The following is a 21103-nucleotide window of genomic DNA, read 5'->3' as shown; positions in this document are numbered from 1 at the left end:
TGCCGAATCTAGTTGATACGACTGTAAATCAGCAACGGATTACGGCTGAGTGCGGTCGCCGGGGCGGACGAGGCCGGTTTCGTAGGCGAGGACGACGGCCTGGGCGCGGTCGCGGAGGCCGAGCTTCGCGAAGATCCGGGCGACGTGGGTCTTCACGGTTGCCTCGCTCAACGTCAGTTCGGTGGCGAGCTCGGCGTTGGACAGTCCGTGGCCCATCAAGGTGAGGACCTCGACCTCCCGCGGCGTCAGCGCGGCGAGGTCGCGGTGGATCGCGGGCTGGGTCGGGGCCGGGATCGCGAACCGCTCCACCAGCCGCCGCGTGATCGACGGAGCCAGCAGCGCGTCGCCGGTGGTGACTAGCCGGACCGCTGCGGCGAGGTGCTCAGGGGTGACGTCCTTCAGCAGGAACCCGCTGGCTCCGGCGGCCAAAGCGGCGTACACGTAGCGATCCAGGTCGAACGTGGTGAGGATCAGGACCCGGCAGTTCGTGGGCTCGGCCAGGATGCGGCGGGTCGCCTCGAGACCGTCCATCGTCGGCATCCGGATGTCCATCAGTACGACGTCCGGCCGCAGCCGGTGGACCGCATCGACGGCCTCGACGCCGTCGCCGGCCTCACCGACGACCTCGATGCCACGCGCGTTCAGGATCATCCGGAACCCGGTCCGCACCAGGGCCTGGTCATCGGCGATCACCACTCGAAGGGCACTCGTCACAGGCGCTCCAGCGGGATCTTCGCGCGAACCCGGAAGCCGCCACCCAATCGACGTCGCGCATCGAGATCGCCGCCGTACACGGCCACCCGCTGCCGTAACCCCAGCAGTCCGTGCCCCTCGCCACCACCGACCGGTGCGCGTCCCCCGGTCAGCACGCTCGGCCCGGTGTTGAGGATCTCCACCCGCAACGCGTGGTCGGCGTACCGCACCGTCACCTCAGCCTTCACGCCGTCGCCATGCTTGAGCGCATTGGTCAGCGCCTCCTGGATGATCCGGTACGCCGTGACGTCTACCCCGGCCGGGAGTGGTCGAGGGTCCCCCGAGATACGCACCTCCACCGGCAACCCGGCGAACGCGATCCGGTCGATCAACGGACTGAGCCGGCTCAAACTCGGCTGTGGGGCCAGTCGCTCGTCCTCTTCCCCACTCGCCGACGGTGCGAGCAGGCCGAGCAGATGCCGCAGCTCGGCCATGGTGTCGCGGCCGGCTGCCTCGACCGCGAGCAATGCCGCCTCGGCCTGATCGGGCTCCGTCTCCAGCACATGCCGCGCGGCGCCGGCCTGGATCACCATCACGCTCACGTTGTGGCTGACGATGTCGTGCAGGTCGTGAGCGATCCGGGCCCGCTCCGCGTCGACCGCGGTTTGCGCGGCACTCTCCCGTTCGCGCTCGAGCAACCACCCGCGTTCCTCCAAGGCGCGGGTGTGCGCCCGCCGCGCCCGGAGAAGGGCCACCGCGAGCGCCGCAGCGGCCAGGCAGGCCACCACAGCGACGATCAGCCAGATCGTGGTCACGAGAACCACTGTCCCAGGGGCGTTCCGGATTCCGCATCATCCGGTAGTGGCACGCCGTACATCTCCAGGATGAGCAGGCGCGGACAGTACGCCGGCAGGCTGACGTCAGACGGGTGCGGGCGGTCCTAGCGTGAACGCATGACGGATGACGAAGGCAACGGACAGGTGGTCGTGCGGCTGACCGCCGTACGCAAGGAGTACGGCGACTCCGTCGCACTGGACGGGGTATCGCTGGAGATCCGCGCCGGCGAGGCGGTCGCCGTGATGGGACCGTCCGGCAGCGGCAAGTCCACACTGCTCAGCATGGTGGCCGGGCTGGACCGGCCGACCTCGGGCTCCGTCGTGGTGCACGGCGACGAACTCGGCACGCTGGACGAGAAGGGCCTGGCGCTGTACCGGCGCCGGCGGATCGGCATGATCTTCCAGTTCTTCAACCTGCTCGACGACCTGTCCGCCCTCGACAACGTCGCACTGGCCGCGCAGCTGACCGGTACGCCGGCCTCGGCCGCCCGGAAGCGCGCCCTCGAACTCTTCGACGAACTCGGCATCGCGGACCGCCGGAACATCTACCCCGCCCAGCTGAGCGGCGGTGAACGGCAACGCGTCGCCGTCGCCCGGGCGCTGATGAACCGTCCCGCGGTACTGCTGGCCGACGAGCCGACCGGTGCCCTGGACACCCGCGCCGGCGAACAGGTCATGGACCTGCTGCTGGACCTCAACCAGATCGGCCAGACGCTGCTCCTGGTGACACACGACCAGCAGCTCGCGACACGGTGCGCCAGCCGGGTGATCGAGTTCGTCGACGGGCAGATCGCGGGCGAGCGCAGCCTGGAGCGTACGTCGTGAGCGCCGTCTGGCCGGTGTCGCGAGCAGCGGTACGGCGACGGCGGATGCAGACCATGGTGATCGGTGTGGTCGTTCTGCTGTCGACCACGATGATCGTGGTGGCGCTGGGATTGCTGGCCGCGTCCAGCGGGCCCTTCGACCAGGCGTACGCAAAACAAAGTGGTGCACACCTGGTGGCGTCGTACGACCGGAGCAAGGTCAGCGACGCCCAGCTCACCAACGCGGGGCAGAGTGCCGCGGCTGTGGCCGGACCGTTCGGGCAGACCACGCTCGACCTGAGTTCGACGCGGATCATGGGGATCCCGCTCTCCCTGGTGGCGGTGGGACGGGCGGATCCCGGCGGGCCGGTCGACCGGCTGAACGTGTGGAAGGGGCGCTGGGCGGACAAGCCGGGCGAGATCGTGCTGAACCGGAACCCGACCGATTCCACTGGGCGCGGTGCGCCGACGGTGGGTTCTACAGTGACCGTGGCCGGCGGTCAGCGGCTGACTATCGTCGGATTCGCCTACAGCGTGAGCGGATCGGCCGATGCGTGGGTCACGCCGGCGCAGATGACTTCGTTGAAGCCGACGTCCATTCAGATGCTCTACCGCTTCGCCCAGGCCGCGACCAACGCACAGGTGTCCGCCGGTCAGTCCGCGGTGACCGCTGGTCTGCCATCCGGTGCGCTGGTGGGCACTCAGTCGTACCTTGCGCTGCGTGCAATCGCCACGGGCGAACCGAACACGTTTGTGCCTTTCTTGATGGTGTTCGGCTGGCTGGGGCTGGCGGTCGCCGTACTGATCGTGGCCAACGTGGTCAGTGGTGCGGTGGTCGCCGGCTTCAAGCACATCGGCGTACTCAAGGCGCTGGGGTTCACACCTACGCAGGTGATGACGGTCTATCTGGCGATGGTGTCCATTCCGGCGATCGTCGGCTGCGCTATCGGCACCGTGCTGGGCAATGTGCTCGCGGAGTCCTTGCTGACAAGGGCTTTCGAGAACTATGGCGCGGGCGGCATCGGCGTACCGGTCTGGGTGGACGTGGCTGCGATGCTCGGCGTACCTGCGCTGGTCGCGCTGTCCGCTCTGGTGCCCGCGTTGCGAGCGCGGAGTCTGTCGGCGGCTGAGGCGATCAGTGCGGGCAGTGCACCCCGGGCCGGGCGTGGGTTGCGGGCGCAGCGGTGGCTGAGTGGTACTCGGTTGCCGCGGGCGGTGAGCCTGGGTCTCGGGCTTCCGTTCGCAAGGCCGGCGCGTACGGCGCTGACGCTCGCGGCCGTCGTACTCGGTGTCACGAGCGTGACGCTGGCGGTCGGGCTCGGGAAGTCCTTGACGACGTACCAGACCGCCGCGAGTCGGGTCGGTGCGGTTGACCTGGCGATGTTCGGAGGTGTCCCGGACGGCGGGGCACCGCCTCCGGGTGAGGAGGCGCCACCGGGCGCCAAGCTGAGTGACGCGGCTGATGAGGCGTTGCTGCGGTCCACCCCGGGTACGTCGTCGGTGACGGCGAGCCAGGAGCTGGACATGCGGCTGGCCGGGACGAACACGGATCTGCGGGTGTCGTTCTACCGGGGGGACTTCGAGACGCTCGGCTTTCGGATCCTCGACGGGCGGTGGTTCGACGGTCCGGGGCAGGTGGTGGTGTCGGAGCGGTTCCTTCGCCAGCGTGGGTTGGCGGTCGGCGACACGGTCACGTTGCAGGCGCAGGGGAAGAGCGTCCAGGTGCGGATCGTCGGTAAGGCGCTCTACAACTCCGGTGACGAGGTGTTGTCGAACTGGCAGACCTTGGCGCTGGTGGCGCCGACCATGCGGGCCTCGCTCTACGAGATCAACCTCAAGCCGGGCACGGATCTGGACGCCTACGTCAAGGCCGTGCAGGCGGGGGACTCGGGACTGCAGGAGACCTCCGGGCAGGACGCGGGCAGCTTCGTCGCGATCGTGCTGGCAACCGTCGTACTGCTGACTCTGATGCTGGGGACCGTGGCTGCGCTCGGCGTCTTCAACACCGTCGTCCTCAACACCCGAGAACGCCGCCGGGATCTCGGGATGCTCAAGTCGATCGGCATGACGCCCAGCCAGGTCACGCTGATGGTCGTCACGTCGATGACTGCTCTGGGCGCGATCGGCGGCCTGCTGGGCATCCCCTTGGGGATCCTCGCCCACCGCCTGGTCGTCCCCGCCATGGCGAACGGCGCCCAGGTGGCAATGCCCGCCTTCATGCTCGACGTCTACCCACTGTCGCTCCTGGCCCTGCTGGTCCTCGCCGGCATCCTCATCTCCGCCGCCGGCGCCTACATCCCGGCCCGCTCCGCGGCTCACACCACCATCGCCGAGGTTCTCCACAACGAGTGACTGTCGGTTCCCGCTGATAGGAAGACCGGCATGACTGATCGGGCGCGAGTGGTGGTGTCGGTGACGGCGTCGGTGGACGGCCGGGTCACGCTCGGGCGGGATCGGCTGCTGCTGTCCGAGGAGGCCGGGTCGATCTGGCGATCGATCTGGCCCACGGGCGCGGATGCCGCCTCGGCCGCGCGTACGGCGCTCTTGGAGGAACTGTACGCGCCGACGGCGATCCTCGAGGGCAGCGGCACCTTCGTCACCCCGGACGCCGGTCCGCTCGACCTTCCGCCGACGGATGCCGACGGGTTGTACGAGGACTACCTGCCCGCGGTGCCGCCGAACCACAGGAAGTGGTTCACGATCGTCGACAGCCGAGGCCGTGTGCACTGGGACAGGAAGGGCGGCGACGGGACCGATCTCCTGCTTCTCGTCGCCCGCGCGACACCCGCGTCGTACCTGTCCTTCCTACGCCGGGAGACCATTCCTTACCTGGTCGCGGGCGAAGACCGAGTCGACCTTTCCCTTGCACTCCAGCGGATGCGGGACGTCCTGGACGTCACCTATGTCATCTCCGAAGCCGGCGGCGGCCTCAACGGCGCCCTCCTCCGAGCCGGCCTGATCGACGAACTCCACCTCATCCTCCTCCCCACCGCCATCGGCGGCGCGTCGGTCCCATCAATCTTCGACGGTCCCGAACTCCTTCCCGACACACTTCCCACTGCCCTTCACCTCCTCTCCACCAACACCACCCCCGACGGCGTCCTGTCCCTCCGCTACGAGGTCATCCGGTGATGCCCGCGGAGCGTGTACTCGACTTCCTGGACCTGCTGATCGATCGGGGCATTGACGTCTGGGTCGACGGCGGCTGGGGCGTCGACGCCCTGGCCGGCCGGCAGACCCTACTGGCCCGTCGCCCGGCCGCGGATCAGTAAATATTCGGCGGGTACGACGACCTGGCTGGAGGTTGAGGCGTTGGTGCGGGTGAAGAGGTTGATCAGGTCGGCGCGGAGGGCGGGCCAGCGGTCGGCCAGGGCCTGGCGGGCCAGGACGACTGGGCCGAATCTGGTGGCGTAGCAGTCGGCGGCGTCCGTTGGGGAGTTGTGGTGGATCTCGGCGATCTCGCGGGTGAAGGACAGTTCGATGCCGGTGCCCTCGAACAGCTCTCGCACGTGGTCCTCGTCGCCCCAGGCCAACGGCGGATCGACGTACTCCGGGTCCGGCGGGAAGTAGGCGCCGACGACGCGGAAGAACTCACCGATCACGCCTTCGGGCGTCCAGGTGCACAGGCCGAGGCGGCCGCCGGGGCGGAGGACGCGGACGATCTCGTCGGCGACCAGCTCGTGGCGAGGGGCGAACATGCAGCCAAAGGTGGACAGCACTACGTCGAAGTGTGAGTCGGGGAAGGGGAGGTCCTCGGCGTCTCCCTCGACCCACTCGATCGGGAGGCCCGGCGCCCGTTCGCGGGCTTTCACCAGCATCGCGGGGGTGAGGTCGAGGCCGGTCACGCGAGCTCCGGCGGTCGCCGCCGGGATCGTGGCATTTCCCGTTCCGCAGGCCACATCCAGAACTTCCTCACCCGGCTGAAGCGCCATGGCCTGCACCAACCGCCGGCCCACCTCATACAGTCCTTCCTGGCGCATCATCGCGTCATAGTCCCCGGTGGCCCAGGTTGTCCGCACTGTCTCCTTGTACTGCTCCAACTGCTCCATGGCCGCCAGCATCAACCGGACCGGACCTCAGCCGCATCGCCTGAACAGGCCATCCCTACAGCAGACCCAGCTGCGTGGCTTGGGACACCGCCGCCGCGCGCGTCGAACAGCCCAGCCGGGTGTAGATGTTGGCGACATGCCGATGCACGGTGTGCTCGCTGATCACCAGCCGGCCGGCAATCTCCCGATCGCCGTGCCCGGACGCGATCAACCGCAGTACCTCGACCTGCCGTTCACTCAGCACCGTGCTCTGCAGACCGAGCACGGTCAGCAACGCCGCCTCGCTCCGGTTCGGCACGGCAACCGCCGGGAGCGCAATGCGGGCTTCTCGACCGGCGGCGTCCGGGCGACCGAGGGCCAGGAGACTCCGGGCGAGCTCCAGCCGAGCCCGCCCGGCTTCGATCGGCGCCAGCGGCTCGAGCAGGTCGACGGCGTCCTCGAAACAGTCGCAAGCCCCCTCGTGGTCGTCCTGGGCAGCGGCGTGAACGCCTTCCGCGAACCGCGCCGCCGCCCGCAGCGGCCGCGTCCCCACCACCGAAGCGATCGAGCAGAACTCGGCCAGATGGGCTGCAGCCGAAGCATGGTCGCCCAGAGCCGACTCCGCCCGCACCAGAAGCTCGAGCGGCCAGGCACGACTGACTGAGCCCGGCGAGGGAGTCCGCCGCAGCATCCGTTCCAGCAACTCCCGAGCCGCGGCCGGATCCTCTCGATCCAGACACAGCTCAGCCAGACCGCGCTGCGCGACCGAATGCCACGGCGCCTCGTCGAAGAGCGCCTCCGCCTCGGCCGACCGGCCCTGCCGCCGACGCAGCTCACCAAGCCGTACGACGGCCTCGACCCGCCAGTGTGGTCGGTTGGCGGTCAGATCCTCCCGCGCCGCGGTCAGTTCGCGCTCGGCCTCGGTCAGATTCCCCTGCCAGCCGAGGATCGCCGCATAGTGCGCCCGGCAGACCCCGGTGACGAACCGGGCCTCCATCCGCCGGCTGAACTCCTCGATCTGCCGGCACCACTGCGCGGCGCGCTCATAGTCACGCACCTCCTCGCACGCCGAGATCAACCGGCAGCACGTCCACGCCGCCGGCGCCAGGTTCTCGTACTCCCCGCCGAGCGCCGCGGCCGTCGCCTCGTCGAGGCACCGCATCCCCTCCGCGACGGCCCCCTCCTCCACGAGAGCAAGCCCCTCGGTGGCCAGACTGAACATCTCCAGATCCACCGCGCCATGCCGTCGGCCGACCTCCCGAGCCTGTACGGCGAGCTCCCGCGCGCGACTGGTGTCGTGGCCACCGAGTGCTGCGTGCGCGTCGAACACCGTGAGCCAGCCGCGTTCCGGACAGGACTCCAGCTCGTCGAGCAGCCGAGCGGCCCGGTTGAACCACCCCTCCGCGACGGCCGCGCCACCATGGAACTCGTTATGGTCGTCGCCGAGCCACAGCGCCATCCGAGCGGCGCTCCTTGCATCACCGGCTCGCCGGTACAGCAGATAGGCCTGTTCACGCGCGTTCAGGCACGCCGCGACCTCCTCGAGCCACCAGGCGGCCCAGCTCAGACCCTCGAACGCTTCGGGCGTCTCCACCAGTTCCAGAGCAGCCTCGAACCGAGCGCGTGCGACCGACCAGGCGCCCTGCGAAAGCGCAACCCGGCCCGCCGCGACGGCCTCGTCGTACATGAGGACCTCGTACCCCGCCGGCCGGCGCCGGCACAAGGGCTCAGAGGAAGGGCAGCAGCGCGGCCTCCTCGCGATCCAGGTGCGCGTTGAGGAGCGTGACGATGCGGTCGACCTCGGGCAGGAGATCCGGCTCAGTGCCGGCGACCAGCTTCTCCAGTTCGGCCAGGTGTACGGCGAGTTGGTCGTGTTCGGACTGCAGTACGGCGATCTCGTCCGATAGCTCGGGATGTTGTTCGAGAACAGCCGGGAAGAGGCCGCCGGATTCGCCGGTGTGGTGATAGTGCAGACCTTGGCACACCGTGAGGCAGCTGACGCGGAGCTGCGCGCCCAGTCCGGCGGTGCCGGATGTCGCAACCTCCTTGCGGATCAAGGCGAGTTCCCGGCGGAACGCGGTGTGGATGAGCTTGAGGGCGTCGGCGAACGAGCCACGACCGCCGGTGGGCGGCCCTGGCTGTGGGACGAGGGCGACGACCGGGATGGTCCGGGTGGTGCGGGTCTGGTAGTCACCCCAGCCCGAGTCCGCCTCGACGAGTCGCGCGAAGACCTCGTCGCGCTCGGCATCCCGCAGTACGACCGCTGTGGCCGGGTAGGTGAAGAGGCCGGTCTCCACGGTGACCGCCGGATCGGCGACCAGGTTGTGGTACCAGTCGGGGTGTTTGGGGCCGCGGCCGGCCGAGCCGACGACGAGGACACGCTCACCGTCCGGGTAGTACCCGAGGACCGTGGTGTGCGGCCCGCTGGAGCGGGCGCCGGTGGTTGTCAACAGCAACAATCTGGCGTCGGCGAACGGTCCGCCGACCTGGCCGTCGTTCGCCCGGAATTCCTTGATGATCTGTTCGGTGAAATCGTTCAGTGGTCGCTTCTCTCGTGAGCTGGGGGTGGAAAGCTTGCCGACAGAGAGAAACGAAGGCGGGCCCCGAACGGCCCTCCCGGCGCTCAGAACGCGCCCGGGCACCCAACTCGTGCATGGCCAATGGCCGACCCGGCAGTCACGGGAGCCAGCTTAGCGACTCACCAGGCCAAACCCCCTGCCTGAAAAGGCAGACAATGTCCGGATGACCAGCCCTCCGCCAGGCCGGTGTCTCCCACGGCGTGGCCACCCTCCGCGCCACCAACGCCCTCGCCCTCCCTGACACCACAGACCTCACCCCTCGGGTGAACCACGTCGTACACATCCAGCTGGGTGAGATGCCTACCGAGGGTTGCTTGGCAGGTGCTTGATGTAGCTGGGGTGGGGGAATTTGGCAAGGAGTTGGAGAAATCATTTCGGGAAGGCGCGAAAAAACCTCAGGAATGCTGTAACGGCGGCCACACTGGGACGATAAACGGGTGAGCGACCCGGCAGGGGGGCCTAGCGGGACGCTCCGGTGTTTCTTCGGGACCACCGCATGTGGAGGGGGGCCTCGCAGGTGCTCACCCGGGGCGGGGTGAGCACCTGTTAGAGGTTTCAGCCCTTGATGCCCACGTTCGCCATTCCTTCGACGAACCGCTTCTGGGCGAACACGAACAACACGATCATCGGCAGCGTCGCGAGCGCCGTACCCGCCATCAGATACGGCCACTGGATCTCGGCCGGGTTCTGCGAGAAGATCGCCAGCCCCAGTTGCAGCGGGCGCATCGTGTCCGACGTGGTGATCATCAGCGGCCAGAGGAAGCCGTTCCAGGCCGCCTCGATCTGGAACACGCAGATCGTGATCAGCGCCGGCTTGATCAGCGGGGTCATGATCCGCCAGAAGATGCCGAACTCGCTGAGACCGTCGACCCGGGCCGCCTGGGCCAGCTCGTCCGGCAGGGAGACGTAGAACTGCCGGGCCAGGAAGGTGAACAGCGGCGCCGCGCCGAGCGGGATGATCAGACCCCACCACGAGTTCAGCCAGCCGATACCGCCCTGGCCGAGGATGTTGTTGCCGCCGAACAGCGGGATCGACTTCACGATCATGAACAGCGGCACCAGGATGATCTGGAACGGCACCAGCAACAGCAGGATGAAGTAGTTCAGCAACATCTTGCCCCCGCGCAACGGCAGCTTCGCCAGCGCGTAGCCGGCCGTCGTACAGACCGCGAGGGTGAACGCGGTCTCGCCGACCGCGATGAACAGGCTGTTGCGGAAGTACCGCAGGAACGGCGCGGTCTGCATGGCCTCGGTGAAGTTGCGCCAGCGCAGCTCTTTGGGCAGCCAGCTGAACGTGGCGATCTCCAGATTGTTCTTGAACGCGGTCAGCAGCATCCAGACGAACGGCGTGATCATCAGGATCGCGCCGACCAGCAGCACGACGTACAGCAGGATCCGGCCCGGCCGGAACGCCGACGGCTTGCGGGAATCCACTGCCGGCAACGTAATGCTAGTCATTGGCATCCGCCCTCTGGATCAGGCGCCCGACGCTGATGAAGGCCGCGATCACGAGCATCATGATCACGGTCTCGGCGGACGCGTAGCCGAGTTTCAGGTCCTGGAACGCGTTCTGATAGATGTCCATCACCAACACCCGGGTCTCCGAACCCGGACCGCCCTGCGTCATCACGTAGACCAGGTCGAACACCTGGAACGTGCCGACGATCGAGGTGATCAGCACGAAGAACTGCACCGGACCGATCGCCGGCCAGGTCACGTTGGCGAACTTCTGCCAGCGGTTGGCGCCGTCCAGCTCGGCCGACTCGAGCAGGTCGCGGGAGACGCCCTGCAGCGCGGCCAGGTAGATGATCACCTTGGTCCCGAGGCCCTGCCAGATGCCGACCACCATCAGTGACGGCAGCGCGGTCGCCGGGTCGGCCAGCCAGCGGTTCGGAGCGAAACCGAACAAACTGAGGAACCCGTTCGCCAGCCCGGAGCCGGGGTTGTAGATCCACAGCCAGATCGTGGCCACCGCGACCGTCGCGGTCACGGTCGGGATGTAGAACGCGGTCCGGAAGAACCCGAGTCCCCTGATCTTCTGGTTCAGCCCGATCGCCACCGCGAGCGAGATCGCCATCGAGATCGGGATCACCACGATGGCGTACAGGACCGTGTGCCACAGCGACGCCTGGAAGTCGACGTCGCGGAACAGCTCGGAGTAGTTGCCGAAACCGACCCAGGACCAGGTGTCACCGAAGCTGTAGTCGGTCAGACTCAGCACCAGTACGGCGACGACCGGGATGACGATGAAGATGCCGGAGTGGAGCAGGGCCGGGGTCAGCAGGGCCCAGCCGGTCCGGACCTGACTGCGGAGCAGCGTGCCGCTGTCCTTGGCCGGAGCTACCTTGCGCGGGGTGTCCAGTGCTGGACGTTCAAGTGTTGTGCTCATCGGGACTGTCCTGCCAGGTCGGCCAGCGCCTTGGCGGGATCCTTCTGTCCGAGGACCGCCTGGGTGAGCTGGATGTCGAAGTTGCCGCGCATCTCGAGCCAGTTGGACGGCACCTCGTTCTCGTTGACGGCGTACTGCAGGCCGTCGGCGACGAACTGGCTCAACGGGTTCGATTTCGCCTGCGGCGAGTTGCTCGCGTCCGGGTAGGCCGGGATCTTCTTGTTCAGCTTGGCGATCGCGTCCAGCGTGTCCTTCTTGGTCAGGGTCTGGATGAAGGTCCAGGCCGCGTCCTTGTGCCGCGCGCGTGACCCGATCGACGCCAGGTCGCCACCGACGTACTCGATCTCCTTGCCGCTGTTGAAGCGGAAGAACTTCAGGTCGTCGCAGTTCTTCTGGCCGATGCCCTTGTCCGAGCAGTCGACGCCGCCGTTGACGATCCCCATCGCGGCCTCACCAGTGAGCACGAGGGGTTGCTGGGCGGCGTTCGCCTGGCCGTACGGCTGGACGTTGTTGATCATCGACTTGATCCACAACAAGGTGTCCAAGCCCGCCTTGTTGTTGAAGTTCGGTTCGCCGCCCACGTAGAGCGGCGTACCGGTGGAGGCGAGGAAGGTGGTGAACGACTGCCGGAAGCCGGTGGCCGACGCGAGGTCGAAGCCGCTGCGGGTGATGTTCCCGTTCTTGTCCCGCTTGGTCAGCTTCTCGGCCGCGGTCTTGATGTCGGCCAGCGAGGTCGGCGGCTTGTCCGGGTCCAGGCCGGCTTCACGGAACGCACTCTTGCGCAACGCGACCGCGCGGGTGTCGGCGATCAACGGAAAGGCGTACAGCTTGTTGTCGTACGTCGCCGCCGGGATCAGCGCCCCGAGGCTCTTCTGCTTGATCACGTCCGGGGTCACGCCGTACTTGCCGAGATCCTCGAAGATCCGCTTCGACGCGAACGGCTGGACCCAGCCGACGCCGGTGACCATCACGTCGTACGGGATGCCGGCCGCGATCGAGGTGGACAGCTTCTCGTTCAGATTCTTGTACGTCGCGAAGTCCGGCTCGACCTTCATCTTCGGATAGGTCCGGTGGAAATCGTCGACGACCTTCTGGAACTCCTCCCGGCCCTTGGTACTGGGCGGGAAGGACGGGAGCAGCACGCGCAGCGTCCCGGTGGCCTCGGCCGGCGGAACCCCGTCCGTACTCTTGTCGATCACCCCGTTGCCACAACTGCTGACCACAACGCTGAGCGCTGCGGCCAGCAAGGTCAGTCCCACACCACGTCTCACAGGGGAACTCCTTCGCTGCCGAACCTGTTTCGGCCGGGTCCGGCGGACCGGACCACCACCCAAGTGCAGCGAAAGTATGGGAAAGGGCTTTCCTCGTCAAGGCCTCAGAGCTCGAATGATCAAATCCGATCACTCGCGGAACTAAATCGATCAAAGTTCCGTCCAGAGGGCCGGTCAGTGGTCTGCTGGGAGTGCGCTCACCAGCCGGAACAGATCAGACCTGGCGGCCCGGATCCTGACGCTCGTGCCCCGGGGTCGTGGTCGTCCGCCGCGAGCCCTGTTGGTCCGCGGCCAACCGAGTCGCCGAGCGCAACGGCTGCGACCCGCCCAACCCAGCCCGAGCCGCAGCCGCCAGATCAGGCGGCAACGCCGGGCGCTGAGGCCCGCTGGTTCGCATCGGCTCCTGAGGCCCACTCACCGGCCCTGGACCCTGAGCACCTGGACCCCGAGCACCTCGGCCCTGAGCCTCTCCTTGAGCAGGCCCCTGCTGACTCGCGCGATTCTGCTCAGGCCCGACCGCCCGCTGCACCTGCTGCTCGGGCGCCGGCATGTTCCACTGCTGCTTCAGGGTCCGGATCTCGTCCTGGCCTGCCCGGGCGGCGGCCGCGCCCGCCTTCGCGGACTTCCGGCGAAGCTGATCGCCGTCCAGCTTGCTGAGATCGTCGACCCCGGCGAAGGCCGGCTTCATCGCCGCCTCGATCCGCCGAACGGCCGCGTCCCTCTCCTGGTCCGGCACCATTCCCGGGAGCTCGCTGTTGTCGTACAGAAGTTCGGCCGCAACCCGGAACTTCTGCTCTGCGTTGACAACGGCAAGCCTGCGGACCACCTCCACGGAGCCCAGACCGGTGTCGCGTCCGATCGCCTCGGTGAATCTCCGCGCGGCCGGGGTGAACTGCCGGTACGACGGGTCCGCGTCCGCCGAGCTGATTCCGGGCGCGACCTCCTCCAGCCCGAGGTCGTCGATGTAGCGGTTCAGGTTGTCGTAGCTGTGGACCTCGGTGACGCCCTCCTCCAGCGCACGCACGCTGGGGTCCTTGAACGCCTGCATGGCGTCCGGGTGGTCGCTCCCCTCGGCCGCGAGGAGGTGGGTGTTCTCGTGGAACACCGTCTTGACCGCCTCGCGGTACCACTGCAGCGTCTCGGCGTCCTGGTTGTACACGCGAGCGTTGGCGAACATCTCCTTGATCGGAGCGTTCACCTTCTCGTCGTTGTACTCGATCGTGTTGTCCCACGTCACCGCTCCGCGAACCTTGCGTTCGGGTGCGGCGGCGACGTGCCGACCGTTCCAGGACGAGTGGTGCGCACCAGAAACCCGGACGGCGGACCTGGCCTGCTCCGCCATCAGCTCCTGGTAGCTGGTGACCTTCACCTGCTGTCGGGTTCCAGGGCCAGGATCAGCATGTACAGGGATTCGTTCAGCTCGAGGATCGGCGCCTGCTCGGTGCGCGGGACGCTCTCGGCGATGCGGTTGATCTCGGCCATGCCGGCCTCCGCGCGGGCGATGCGTTCGGCTGGAGTGCCGTCGCCGACGCCGGCAGCGGAGTGGACGCGGATGGCTTCCATCATGGCCGGGGAGATCGGGGGGCCGTCGGAGGCTTCGGACAGGATGCCCTCGATGTCGGCGATGTCGTTCTCCGCGGAGCGGCGGTCGGCGGGGTCTTCGATGGTGGCGGCGAGGTCTTTCAGGCGGGTGACCGCGGCCGGTAGCCAGTCCGGGAGTGTTTCGGCGTCGAGGACGTCGAAGACCGGGTCGTACTCGGTCCGGAACTGGTCGTAGTCCATGTCCTGCCCTTCGTCCTGGTAGCGACCTTCGAATTTACCTGGCCGAGCGGCCAACGGCGGCCGGTTCGAGCGCGCCGCAGGAGGTTCGGATGTTGAGGTGCGGCAGGAGGCTGAGGTGCTGGACGGGTCCGGGTTTGGACTGGAGTTTGCGCAGCAGGAGCTCGCAGGCCGTCTCGCCGAGCGCGTACTTCGGCGGGCAGACCGCCGTCAGCGGTACGACGGCCAGGGCGGCGGTCACGTCGTTGTAGGCGATCACGGCGAGGTCGTCCGGAACGCGCAGACCGCGCTCCATCGCGCGCTCGACCAGGCGGGCGCCGTGCTCGTCGGAATGCACGAGCACCGCGCGGCTCCCGAACGCCTCACACTCGGCCAGGAACGCGTCCAGCTGCGCGAGCGCCGCCGGATCGTCACCGGCAGCCGGCAGATCCACCGGCGACAGGAACACCTCGACCCCGAGCGCCGCCGCGGCCGTCTCGATCCCGCGCCGCAGCCAGTACGCCGTCACCGTCGCCTGCAGGTTGATCGCGATCCGGCGGTGCCCGAGCGCCGCGAAGTGCCGCAGCGCCAGCATCGCGCCGTACGCGTGATCGGTGCGGACATGGTCGTACTCGCGCGCCACCTGCGGGAACCCGAACGCCCGCTCCATCAGCACCACCGGTACGTCGATCTCGTCCAGCCAGGCGTCGAGCCTGTCCGCGTCCCCGTCGCCGAGCGCGGTGCTGATCAGCAGCCCGGCCACGCCGATCCCGAGCACCTTGTCGATCCGCTCCCGCTCCATCACCACGTCGTACCCGGACACCCCGAGCACCAGGCGGGCGCCGTACCGGCCGGCCGTGGCCTCGGCGCCGCGGATCACGTCGGAGTAGTACGTCGCCGCACTCGGTACGACGATCCCGATCGTGAGCCGGCTGCCCTGCGCCTGCTGGTCGGCCGGGCCGGCCCCGATCGCGCCGCCGTGCACCCGGCGGAGCAGGCCGCTCGCGTCCAGTTCGGCCAGGTCCCGGCGTACTGTGATCGCGGAGACGCCGAGCTCGGCGACCAGTTCGGCCACCCGGAGCCGGCCGTGCCGGCGCAGGCTCCGCAGGATCAGCTCGTGGCGCTCCGGTGCAAGCATGCGGTCCCCTGTGATCTCGGGTGATTGTTTGTGATCATACGATCAACCAGCGCCCACGCGGAACGAGGAGGCAATCGGTGGCTGTTCCCCCACGTGACGGCAGCGTCGGCCGAACGAACACCGTGATGGCGAAGCTGTCGACGATCGGCGACCTGCTGATGCTGCAGCTCGTCTTCCTGGTGCTCGGCTTCGGGATCATCACGCTGTTCCCGGCGGCGTTCGCGCTGCAGCGGGTGCTGCCGGACGCGATCAGCCAGGACCGGCCGCGGTTGCTGCGGCGGTACTTCAAGGAGTTCGGCTGGGCGATGCGCCGCTTCTGGCTGACCGGTTTCGGGCTGTACGCCGGCGGCGTACTGCTCGCGTTCGGACTCTCGTTCTGGGCGTACTCCGGCGGCGCGGCGCGGGTCTTCGCGCTCGCGGTCCTGATCCCGCTGACCGGGATGATCCTCGGCCTCTACCTGAGCGGCCTGGCCGTCCTCCCGGACGCGCCCGAGACCGCGACCATGAAGACCGTCTTCCGGTCCGCGAACCTGTTCCTGCTCCGCCGCCCGATCCCGGTCGCCGGCGGGGTCGTCGTACTGCTCACCTGGTTCGCGCTCGCGTCCCAGGTCCCGACGCTGCTGGTGGTCGGATCCGGGCTGGTGCCGGGACTGACGGCGTACTGGCTGTCGCGGGTGCGCCGGGAAAAAAGTTCTGAGGACGTGTCAATCTGAGGGCTCCTGGTTCGACGTAAGGGTGTAAGGCCCAAACGACGAACTTCAAGGAGACATAGACATGTACGCGACGACCGACTCCCTGGCGACTTCGCCGGCCGCGCAGGGCGGCCGCTCGCGCTGGCTGGCCCTTTACACACTGTGCGCGGGCATGTTGATGATCGTGCTCGACGTCACCGTGGTGAACGTGGCCCTGCCGGCCATCCAGGACGACCTCGGCTTCACCAGCTCCTCGCTGGCCTGGGTGGTGAACGCCTACCTGATCGCGTTCGGCGGTTTGCTCCTACTGGCCGGTCGCCTCGGTGACCTGCTCGGCCGTCGGAACATCTTCGTGGCCGGACTGATCGTCTTCACCGCCGCCTCGGTGCTGTGCGGGCTGGCCGGGTCCCAGGAGGTGCTCGTGATCGCCCGGTTCATCCAGGGCGTAGGCGGTGCGCTGACGTCCGCGGTGATCCTCGGCATGATCGTGACACTGTTCCCGGAACCGCGGGAGCAGGCCAAGGCGATCGGCATGTACGCCTTCGTGGCGTCGGCCGGCGGCTCGATCGGTCTGCTCGCCGGTGGTGTTCTGACTCAGGCGATCAGCTGGCACTGGATCTTCTTCGTGAACCTGCCGATCGGCGTGCTGACGACCGCACTGGCCGTCAAGCTGATCGAGAAGGACAAGGGCCTCGGACTGGGCCGCGGCACCGACGTACCGGGTGCGGTGCTGATCACCGCGGCGCTGATGGTCGGTGTGTTCACCATCGTCAAGCCGGCCGCCGAGCTGGGCTGGACCGCCCCGCGGACTGTGGTGTTCGGTGTCGTGACGCTGGTTCTCCTGGCGGGCTTCATCGTCCGCGAGGCGACCGCCGCCAACCCGCTGGTCCCGCTGCGGATCTTCCGCTCCCGGACGCTGACCGGTGCGAACCTGATCCAGGCGCTGTCCGCGTCCGGCATGTTCGGCATCTTCTTCCTCGGTTCGCTGTACCTGCAGCGAGTGCTCGGGTACGACGCTCTCGAGATCGGACTGGCGTTCCTGCCGACCACTGTGGTGATGGGACTGCTGTCGGTGAGGTACTCCGAGAAGCTGGTGATGCGGTTCGGCCCGCGCCGCCCGCTGATCGCCGGACTCTCGCTGATCGTGGTCGGCTTGGCCCTGTTCACGCAGGCTCCGGTCGGTGGCAACTACTTCGTCCACGTGCTCCCGGTGCTGGTCCTGCTGGGTCTCGGCGGCGGCATCTGCTTCCCGGCGCTGATGGGCCTGTCGATGGCCGACGTCAAGCCCGAGGACGCGGGCCTGGCCTCCGGTCTGATCGGCACCATGGGCGAGGTCGGCGCCGCCCTCGGCCTGGCCATCCTGGCGACGCTGTCCGCCACTCGCACCGCCGCGGTCGCCGACACCAAGCCCACCCTGGAGGCCCTGACCGACGGCTACCACCTCTCCTTCGCCGTTGCCGCCCTCATCGTCGCCGCCGCGGTAGCCATCGCCGTGACGGTCATGCGCCCAGCCAAGCAGCCGGCCGACTCCACCAACGAGGACCCCATCCTCGAAGCCGCCTGACCCACCTCACGACGAACTCCCCGAGACCACGCTGGTCTCGGGGAGTTCGCCGTACGGAGGGAGTTGTCCACAGAGTTGGGATGGGGGTTTCGGGGTGGGGGGTGGGATGGGGAAGGATATGGCTCACGCGGGTGTGGGTGCCGTGGGTTTGTTGTCGGTAGAGGGGAATCGGACAGTGGTGGTGCAGTCGGTCGAGCAGCGGATCGCCGAAGAGCTGGAGGTCGGTGAGAATCAGGTGCGGGCAGCGGTCGCGCTGCTGGACGAGGGATCGACGGTCCCGTTCATCGCGCGGTACCGCAAAGAGGTCACCGGGATGCTCGACGACGCGCAACTGCGCACGCTCGAGGAACGCCTGCGCTACCTGCGCGAGTTGGAGGAGCGCCGCCAGACGGTGCTCGAGTCGATCGAGAGTCAGGGCAAGCTCGACGACGCGCTGAAGGCCTCGATCCTCGCCGCGGACACCAAGTCGCGGCTCGAGGACATCTACCTTCCGTTCAAGCCCAAACGCCGGACCAAGGCGATGATCGCCCGGGAGAACGGCCTGGAGCCACTCGCCGACGGGCTGATGGCCGACCCGGACGTGGAGCCGATCGCGGCCGCCGCGGTGTTCGTCAACGCGGAGGTCCCGGACCCACAGGCCGCGCTGGACGGCGCGCGGGCGATCCTGGTCGAGCGGTTCGCCGAGGACGCCGACCTGATCGGTGAGTTGCGCGAGCGGCTGTGGACGCAGGGCCGGCTGGCGTCGGCGGTGCGTGAGGGGAAGGAGACCGACGGCGCGAAGTTCTCGGACTACTTCGACTTCGACGAGCCGTTCACCAAGATGCCGTCGCACCGGATTCTCGCCATGTTCCGCGGCGAGAAGGAGGACGTACTGACGCTGACCGTCGAGCCGCTCCCGGCCGGCGTCGAGGTCGACGGACCGACGGAGTACGAGTCGACCATCGCCCGCAAGGTCGGCGTGGAGAGCCAGGGCCGTCCCGCCGACAAGTGGCTGGTCGAGACGGTCCGCTGGGCCTGGCGGACGAAGATCCTGGTGCACCTCGGCATCGACCTGCGGATGCGGCTGCGGCAGGTCGCCGAGGACGAGGCGATCCGGGTGTTCGCGGCCAACCTGCGCGACCTGCTGCTGGCCGCCCCGGCCGGCACCCGCGCGACCATGGGCCTCGACCCGGGCTTCCGGACCGGCGTGAAGGTGGCCGTGGTGGACGCGACCGGCAAGGTGGTCAGCACCGGCGTCATCTACCCACACGTCCCGCAGAACCAGTGGGACAAGTCGATCGCCACCCTGGCTGCGCTGGCCGCCGCGCACAACGTCGAGCTGATTGCCATCGGCAACGGTACGGCGTCGCGCGAGACCGACAAGCTGGCCGCGGAGCTGATCGCCAAGCACCCGGAACTGAAGCTCACCAAGGCGGTCGTGTCGGAGGCCGGCGCGTCGGTGTACTCGGCGTCCGCGTTCGCGTCCCAGGAGCTGCCCGGGATGGACGTGTCGCTGCGCGGCGCGGTCTCGATCGCGCGCCGGCTGCAGGACCCGCTGGCCGAGCTGGTGAAGATCGACCCGAAGTCGATCGGCGTCGGGCAGTACCAGCACGACCTCCCGGAGAACTCACTGTCCCGCTCGCTCGACGCGGTGGTCGAGGACTGTGTGAACGCGGTCGGCGTCGACCTCAACACCGCGTCCGCGCCGCTGCTCACCCGGGTCTCCGGGATCACGCCGGGCCTGGCCGACAACATCGTCCTGCACCGCGATCAGAACGGTCCGTTCACCTCCCGCACCGCGTTGAAGGACGTCGCGCGGCTCGGCCCGAAGGCGTTCGAGCAGGCGGCCGGCTTCCTCCGGATCCCCGAGGGCGACGACCCGCTCGACGCGTCCAGCGTGCACCCCGAGGCCTACCCCGTCGTACGGCGGATCCTCGACGCGACCGGCCAGGACGTGAAGGCGCTGATCGGGTCGGCCGAGCTGAAGCGGCTGAAGGCGGCGGACTTCGTCGACGACATGTTCGGCCTGCCGACGGTGACGGACATCCTGGCCGAGCTGGAGAAGCCCGGGCGGGACCCGCGGCCGGCGTTCAAGACGGCGGTGTTCGCCGAGGGCGTCGACAAGCTCGCCGACCTGAAGCCGGGGATGCGGCTGGAGGGTCAGGTCACCAATGTGGCCGCGTTCGGCGCGTTCATCGACATCGGCGTCCACCAGGACGGGCTCGCGCACGTGTCCGCGCTGTCGAAGAACTTCGTCAAGGACCCGCGCGAGGTGGTCAAGCCCGGCGACATCGTCACCGTGAAGGTGCTCGAGGTCGACATCCCGCGCAAGCGCATCTCGCTCACCCTGCGCCTCGACGACGAGGTCGGCGGCGGCGCCCGTACGCCGGGCGGCCAGGGCAACCGTGGTGCCGGCAACCAGGGCGGTCGCGGGGCGGGTGGCCAAGGTCGCGGGGCAGGTGGCCAAGGCCGTGGTCCCGGCGGTCAGGGTCGTGAGCCGGGCGGTCAAGGCCGTGGCGGCGGCCAAGGTGGTCAGGGTGGCCAACGTGGCCAAGGTGGCCAGGGCGGTCGCGGTGGGAACCGTGGACCTGGCGGCGGCCAGGGTCGTGGTGGCTCCCAGACCGAAACCCCGATGGACGAAACGTCCCTCGCCGACGCCTTCCGAAAGGCCGGCTTCACCGTCCGCTGATCCAGCTACGCCACACGCCCGCCCCAAGCACCTGGGGGCGGGCGTGTGCGCGTTCCGATGTCGAGACGACGCGGACGACTCCGACGTACCGCCGTGAAGCCACCGAGGAGGACAACCTGATGCGCGATCTGATCGTCACCCAGAACATCACTGTCGACGGCGTGATCGAGGCGGGCGACTGGTTCGGCCCGGCCGACGGCGGGCCGGATGTGCTCGAGGCGGTGCGGGAGCAGTCGGCCCGGGCGAACGCGTTCCTGACCGGACGCCAGACGTTCGAGGATATGCGTGAGTTCTGGCCGAAGCAGACGGACGACACCACCGGCGTCGCGGCGTACCTCGACCAGGTCCACAAGTACGTCGTGAGCACGACGCTGCAGGTCCCCGGATGGGAGCCGACCACGATCCTCCGCGGACTGGACGACGTACGACAGCTGAAGAAGTCGGACGGCCGCGACATCGTGTGCACCGGGAGCATCCAGCTGACCCACCAACTGATCGCGGCCGACCTGGTGGATGAGTACCGGCTGTTCGTCTATCCGACGGTGGTCGGCAGCGGACGGCGGTTGTTCACGGAGGGCGCGGGGCGCAGCCTCCGGTTGACGGGGAGCCGCGCGTTCGCCGGCGGCGTCGTCTTGCTGACCTACCGATGACAGCAGATCAGTCGGTGACCTCGTAGCCGGCGTG

At 68.4% G+C, this 21103-nt stretch carries 19 protein-coding genes; 8 read left to right on the top strand and 11 right to left on the bottom strand.

The genetic code is table 11. The annotated features are described in order from the left end of the window. Positions 1 to 39 precede the first annotated feature (39 nt). Both OG876_RS13930 and OG876_RS13925 read right to left on the bottom strand, forming a co-directional pair. Positions 40 to 714 carry a response regulator gene (locus tag OG876_RS13930; RefSeq protein WP_442914126.1) on the bottom strand — a complete coding sequence of 225 codons (675 nt, stop codon included), beginning with the start codon at positions 712 to 714 and terminating at the stop codon, positions 40 to 42. Continuing rightward, positions 711 to 1508 carry a sensor histidine kinase gene (locus tag OG876_RS13925; protein ID WP_328525261.1) on the bottom strand — a complete coding sequence of 266 codons (798 nt, stop codon included), beginning with the start codon at positions 1506 to 1508 and terminating at the stop codon, positions 711 to 713. The genes OG876_RS13930 and OG876_RS13925 overlap by 4 nt, the downstream gene beginning before the upstream one ends. 138 nt (positions 1509 to 1646) lie before the next feature. On the opposite strand from OG876_RS13925, the gene OG876_RS13920 reads away from it, so the two are divergent. Genes OG876_RS13920 through OG876_RS13905 form a run of 4 tightly spaced genes read left to right on the top strand, consistent with a single transcriptional unit; the run spans position 1647 to position 5604 of the window. Then, complete coding sequence (locus OG876_RS13920; protein WP_328525260.1) at positions 1647 to 2354, top strand: ABC transporter ATP-binding protein; 708 nt, start codon at positions 1647 to 1649, stop codon at positions 2352 to 2354. Continuing rightward, the gene (locus OG876_RS13915) at positions 2351 to 4684 is read left to right on the top strand and encodes an ABC transporter permease (protein ID WP_328525259.1); all 2334 of its coding nucleotides are present in this window, start codon (positions 2351 to 2353) and stop codon (positions 4682 to 4684) included. Before OG876_RS13920 ends, OG876_RS13915 begins: the two co-directional genes overlap by 4 nt. A 30-nt stretch (positions 4685 to 4714) precedes the next feature. Further along, positions 4715 to 5464, top strand: coding sequence for a RibD family protein (locus tag OG876_RS13910; protein ID WP_328525258.1), 750 nt, complete (start codon positions 4715 to 4717; stop codon positions 5462 to 5464). Then, a complete protein-coding gene (locus OG876_RS13905) occupies positions 5464 to 5604 on the top strand; it encodes a nucleotidyltransferase domain-containing protein (RefSeq protein WP_328525257.1) in 141 nt (46 codons plus the stop codon). The genes OG876_RS13910 and OG876_RS13905 overlap by 1 nt, the downstream gene beginning before the upstream one ends. Here the strand turns inward: OG876_RS13905 and OG876_RS13900 are convergent. From OG876_RS13900 to OG876_RS13860, 9 genes are all read right to left on the bottom strand, one after another. Further along, positions 5572 to 6381, bottom strand: coding sequence for a class I SAM-dependent methyltransferase (locus tag OG876_RS13900; RefSeq protein WP_328525256.1), 810 nt, complete (start codon positions 6379 to 6381; stop codon positions 5572 to 5574). The two genes, OG876_RS13905 and OG876_RS13900, sit on opposite strands and share 33 nt — an antisense overlap. Before the next feature lie 55 nt (positions 6382 to 6436). Next, a complete protein-coding gene (locus OG876_RS13895) occupies positions 6437 to 8047 on the bottom strand; it encodes a LuxR C-terminal-related transcriptional regulator (protein WP_328525255.1) in 1611 nt (536 codons plus the stop codon). 40 nt (positions 8048 to 8087) lie between these two features. After that, positions 8088 to 8876 (bottom strand): nitroreductase/quinone reductase family protein, encoded by a 789-nt coding sequence (locus OG876_RS13890; RefSeq protein ID WP_328526902.1) that lies wholly within the window; start codon positions 8874 to 8876, stop codon positions 8088 to 8090. 618 nt (positions 8877 to 9494) lie between these two features. Further along, positions 9495 to 10373, bottom strand: a complete 879-nt coding sequence (locus tag OG876_RS13885) for a carbohydrate ABC transporter permease (protein WP_328525254.1) — start codon at positions 10371 to 10373, stop codon at positions 9495 to 9497. Positions 10374 to 10389: 16 nt separating this feature from the next. Then, positions 10390 to 11328 (bottom strand): carbohydrate ABC transporter permease, encoded by a 939-nt coding sequence (locus OG876_RS13880; RefSeq protein WP_328525253.1) that lies wholly within the window; start codon positions 11326 to 11328, stop codon positions 10390 to 10392. Then, positions 11325 to 12599: an extracellular solute-binding protein gene (locus OG876_RS13875; protein WP_328525252.1), complete on the bottom strand. Its 1275-nt coding sequence runs from the start codon at positions 12597 to 12599 to the stop codon at positions 11325 to 11327. Before OG876_RS13875 ends, OG876_RS13880 begins: the two co-directional genes overlap by 4 nt. A gap of 214 nt (positions 12600 to 12813) precedes the next feature. Next, complete coding sequence (locus tag OG876_RS13870) at positions 12814 to 13968, bottom strand: hypothetical protein (protein ID WP_328525251.1); 1155 nt, start codon at positions 13966 to 13968, stop codon at positions 12814 to 12816. Next, the gene (locus tag OG876_RS13865; protein WP_328525250.1) at positions 13965 to 14381 is read right to left on the bottom strand and encodes a hypothetical protein; all 417 of its coding nucleotides are present in this window, start codon (positions 14379 to 14381) and stop codon (positions 13965 to 13967) included. The genes OG876_RS13870 and OG876_RS13865 overlap by 4 nt, the downstream gene beginning before the upstream one ends. A 34-nt stretch (positions 14382 to 14415) precedes the next feature. Beyond that, on the bottom strand, positions 14416 to 15495 hold the full coding sequence (locus OG876_RS13860; RefSeq protein ID WP_328525249.1) for a substrate-binding domain-containing protein: 1080 nt from the start codon (positions 15493 to 15495) through the stop codon (positions 14416 to 14418). 77 nt (positions 15496 to 15572) lie between these two features. Here OG876_RS13860 and OG876_RS13855 point away from each other — a divergent pair, with 77 nt between their 5' ends. From OG876_RS13855 to OG876_RS13840, 4 genes are all read left to right on the top strand, one after another. Next, positions 15573 to 16208, top strand: a complete 636-nt coding sequence (locus tag OG876_RS13855; RefSeq protein WP_328525248.1) for a DUF624 domain-containing protein — start codon at positions 15573 to 15575, stop codon at positions 16206 to 16208. Between the two features lie 61 nt (positions 16209 to 16269). Next, positions 16270 to 17751: a DHA2 family efflux MFS transporter permease subunit gene (locus OG876_RS13850; RefSeq protein ID WP_328525247.1), complete on the top strand. Its 1482-nt coding sequence runs from the start codon at positions 16270 to 16272 to the stop codon at positions 17749 to 17751. Between the two features lie 175 nt (positions 17752 to 17926). Next, positions 17927 to 20419, top strand: a complete 2493-nt coding sequence (locus OG876_RS13845; protein ID WP_328525246.1) for a Tex family protein — start codon at positions 17927 to 17929, stop codon at positions 20417 to 20419. A gap of 119 nt (positions 20420 to 20538) precedes the next feature. Next, on the top strand, positions 20539 to 21069 hold the full coding sequence (locus OG876_RS13840; protein ID WP_328525245.1) for a dihydrofolate reductase family protein: 531 nt from the start codon (positions 20539 to 20541) through the stop codon (positions 21067 to 21069). Positions 21070 to 21103 lie beyond the last annotated feature (34 nt).

Origin of the sequence: Kribbella sp. NBC_00359 (genome assembly GCF_036097425.1) — a bacterium.
Taxonomy (GTDB): Bacteria; Actinomycetota; Actinomycetes; order Propionibacteriales; family Kribbellaceae; genus Kribbella.
Note: the sequence above shows the minus strand (reverse complement) of the source record. Positions and strands in the feature narration are given on the sequence as shown.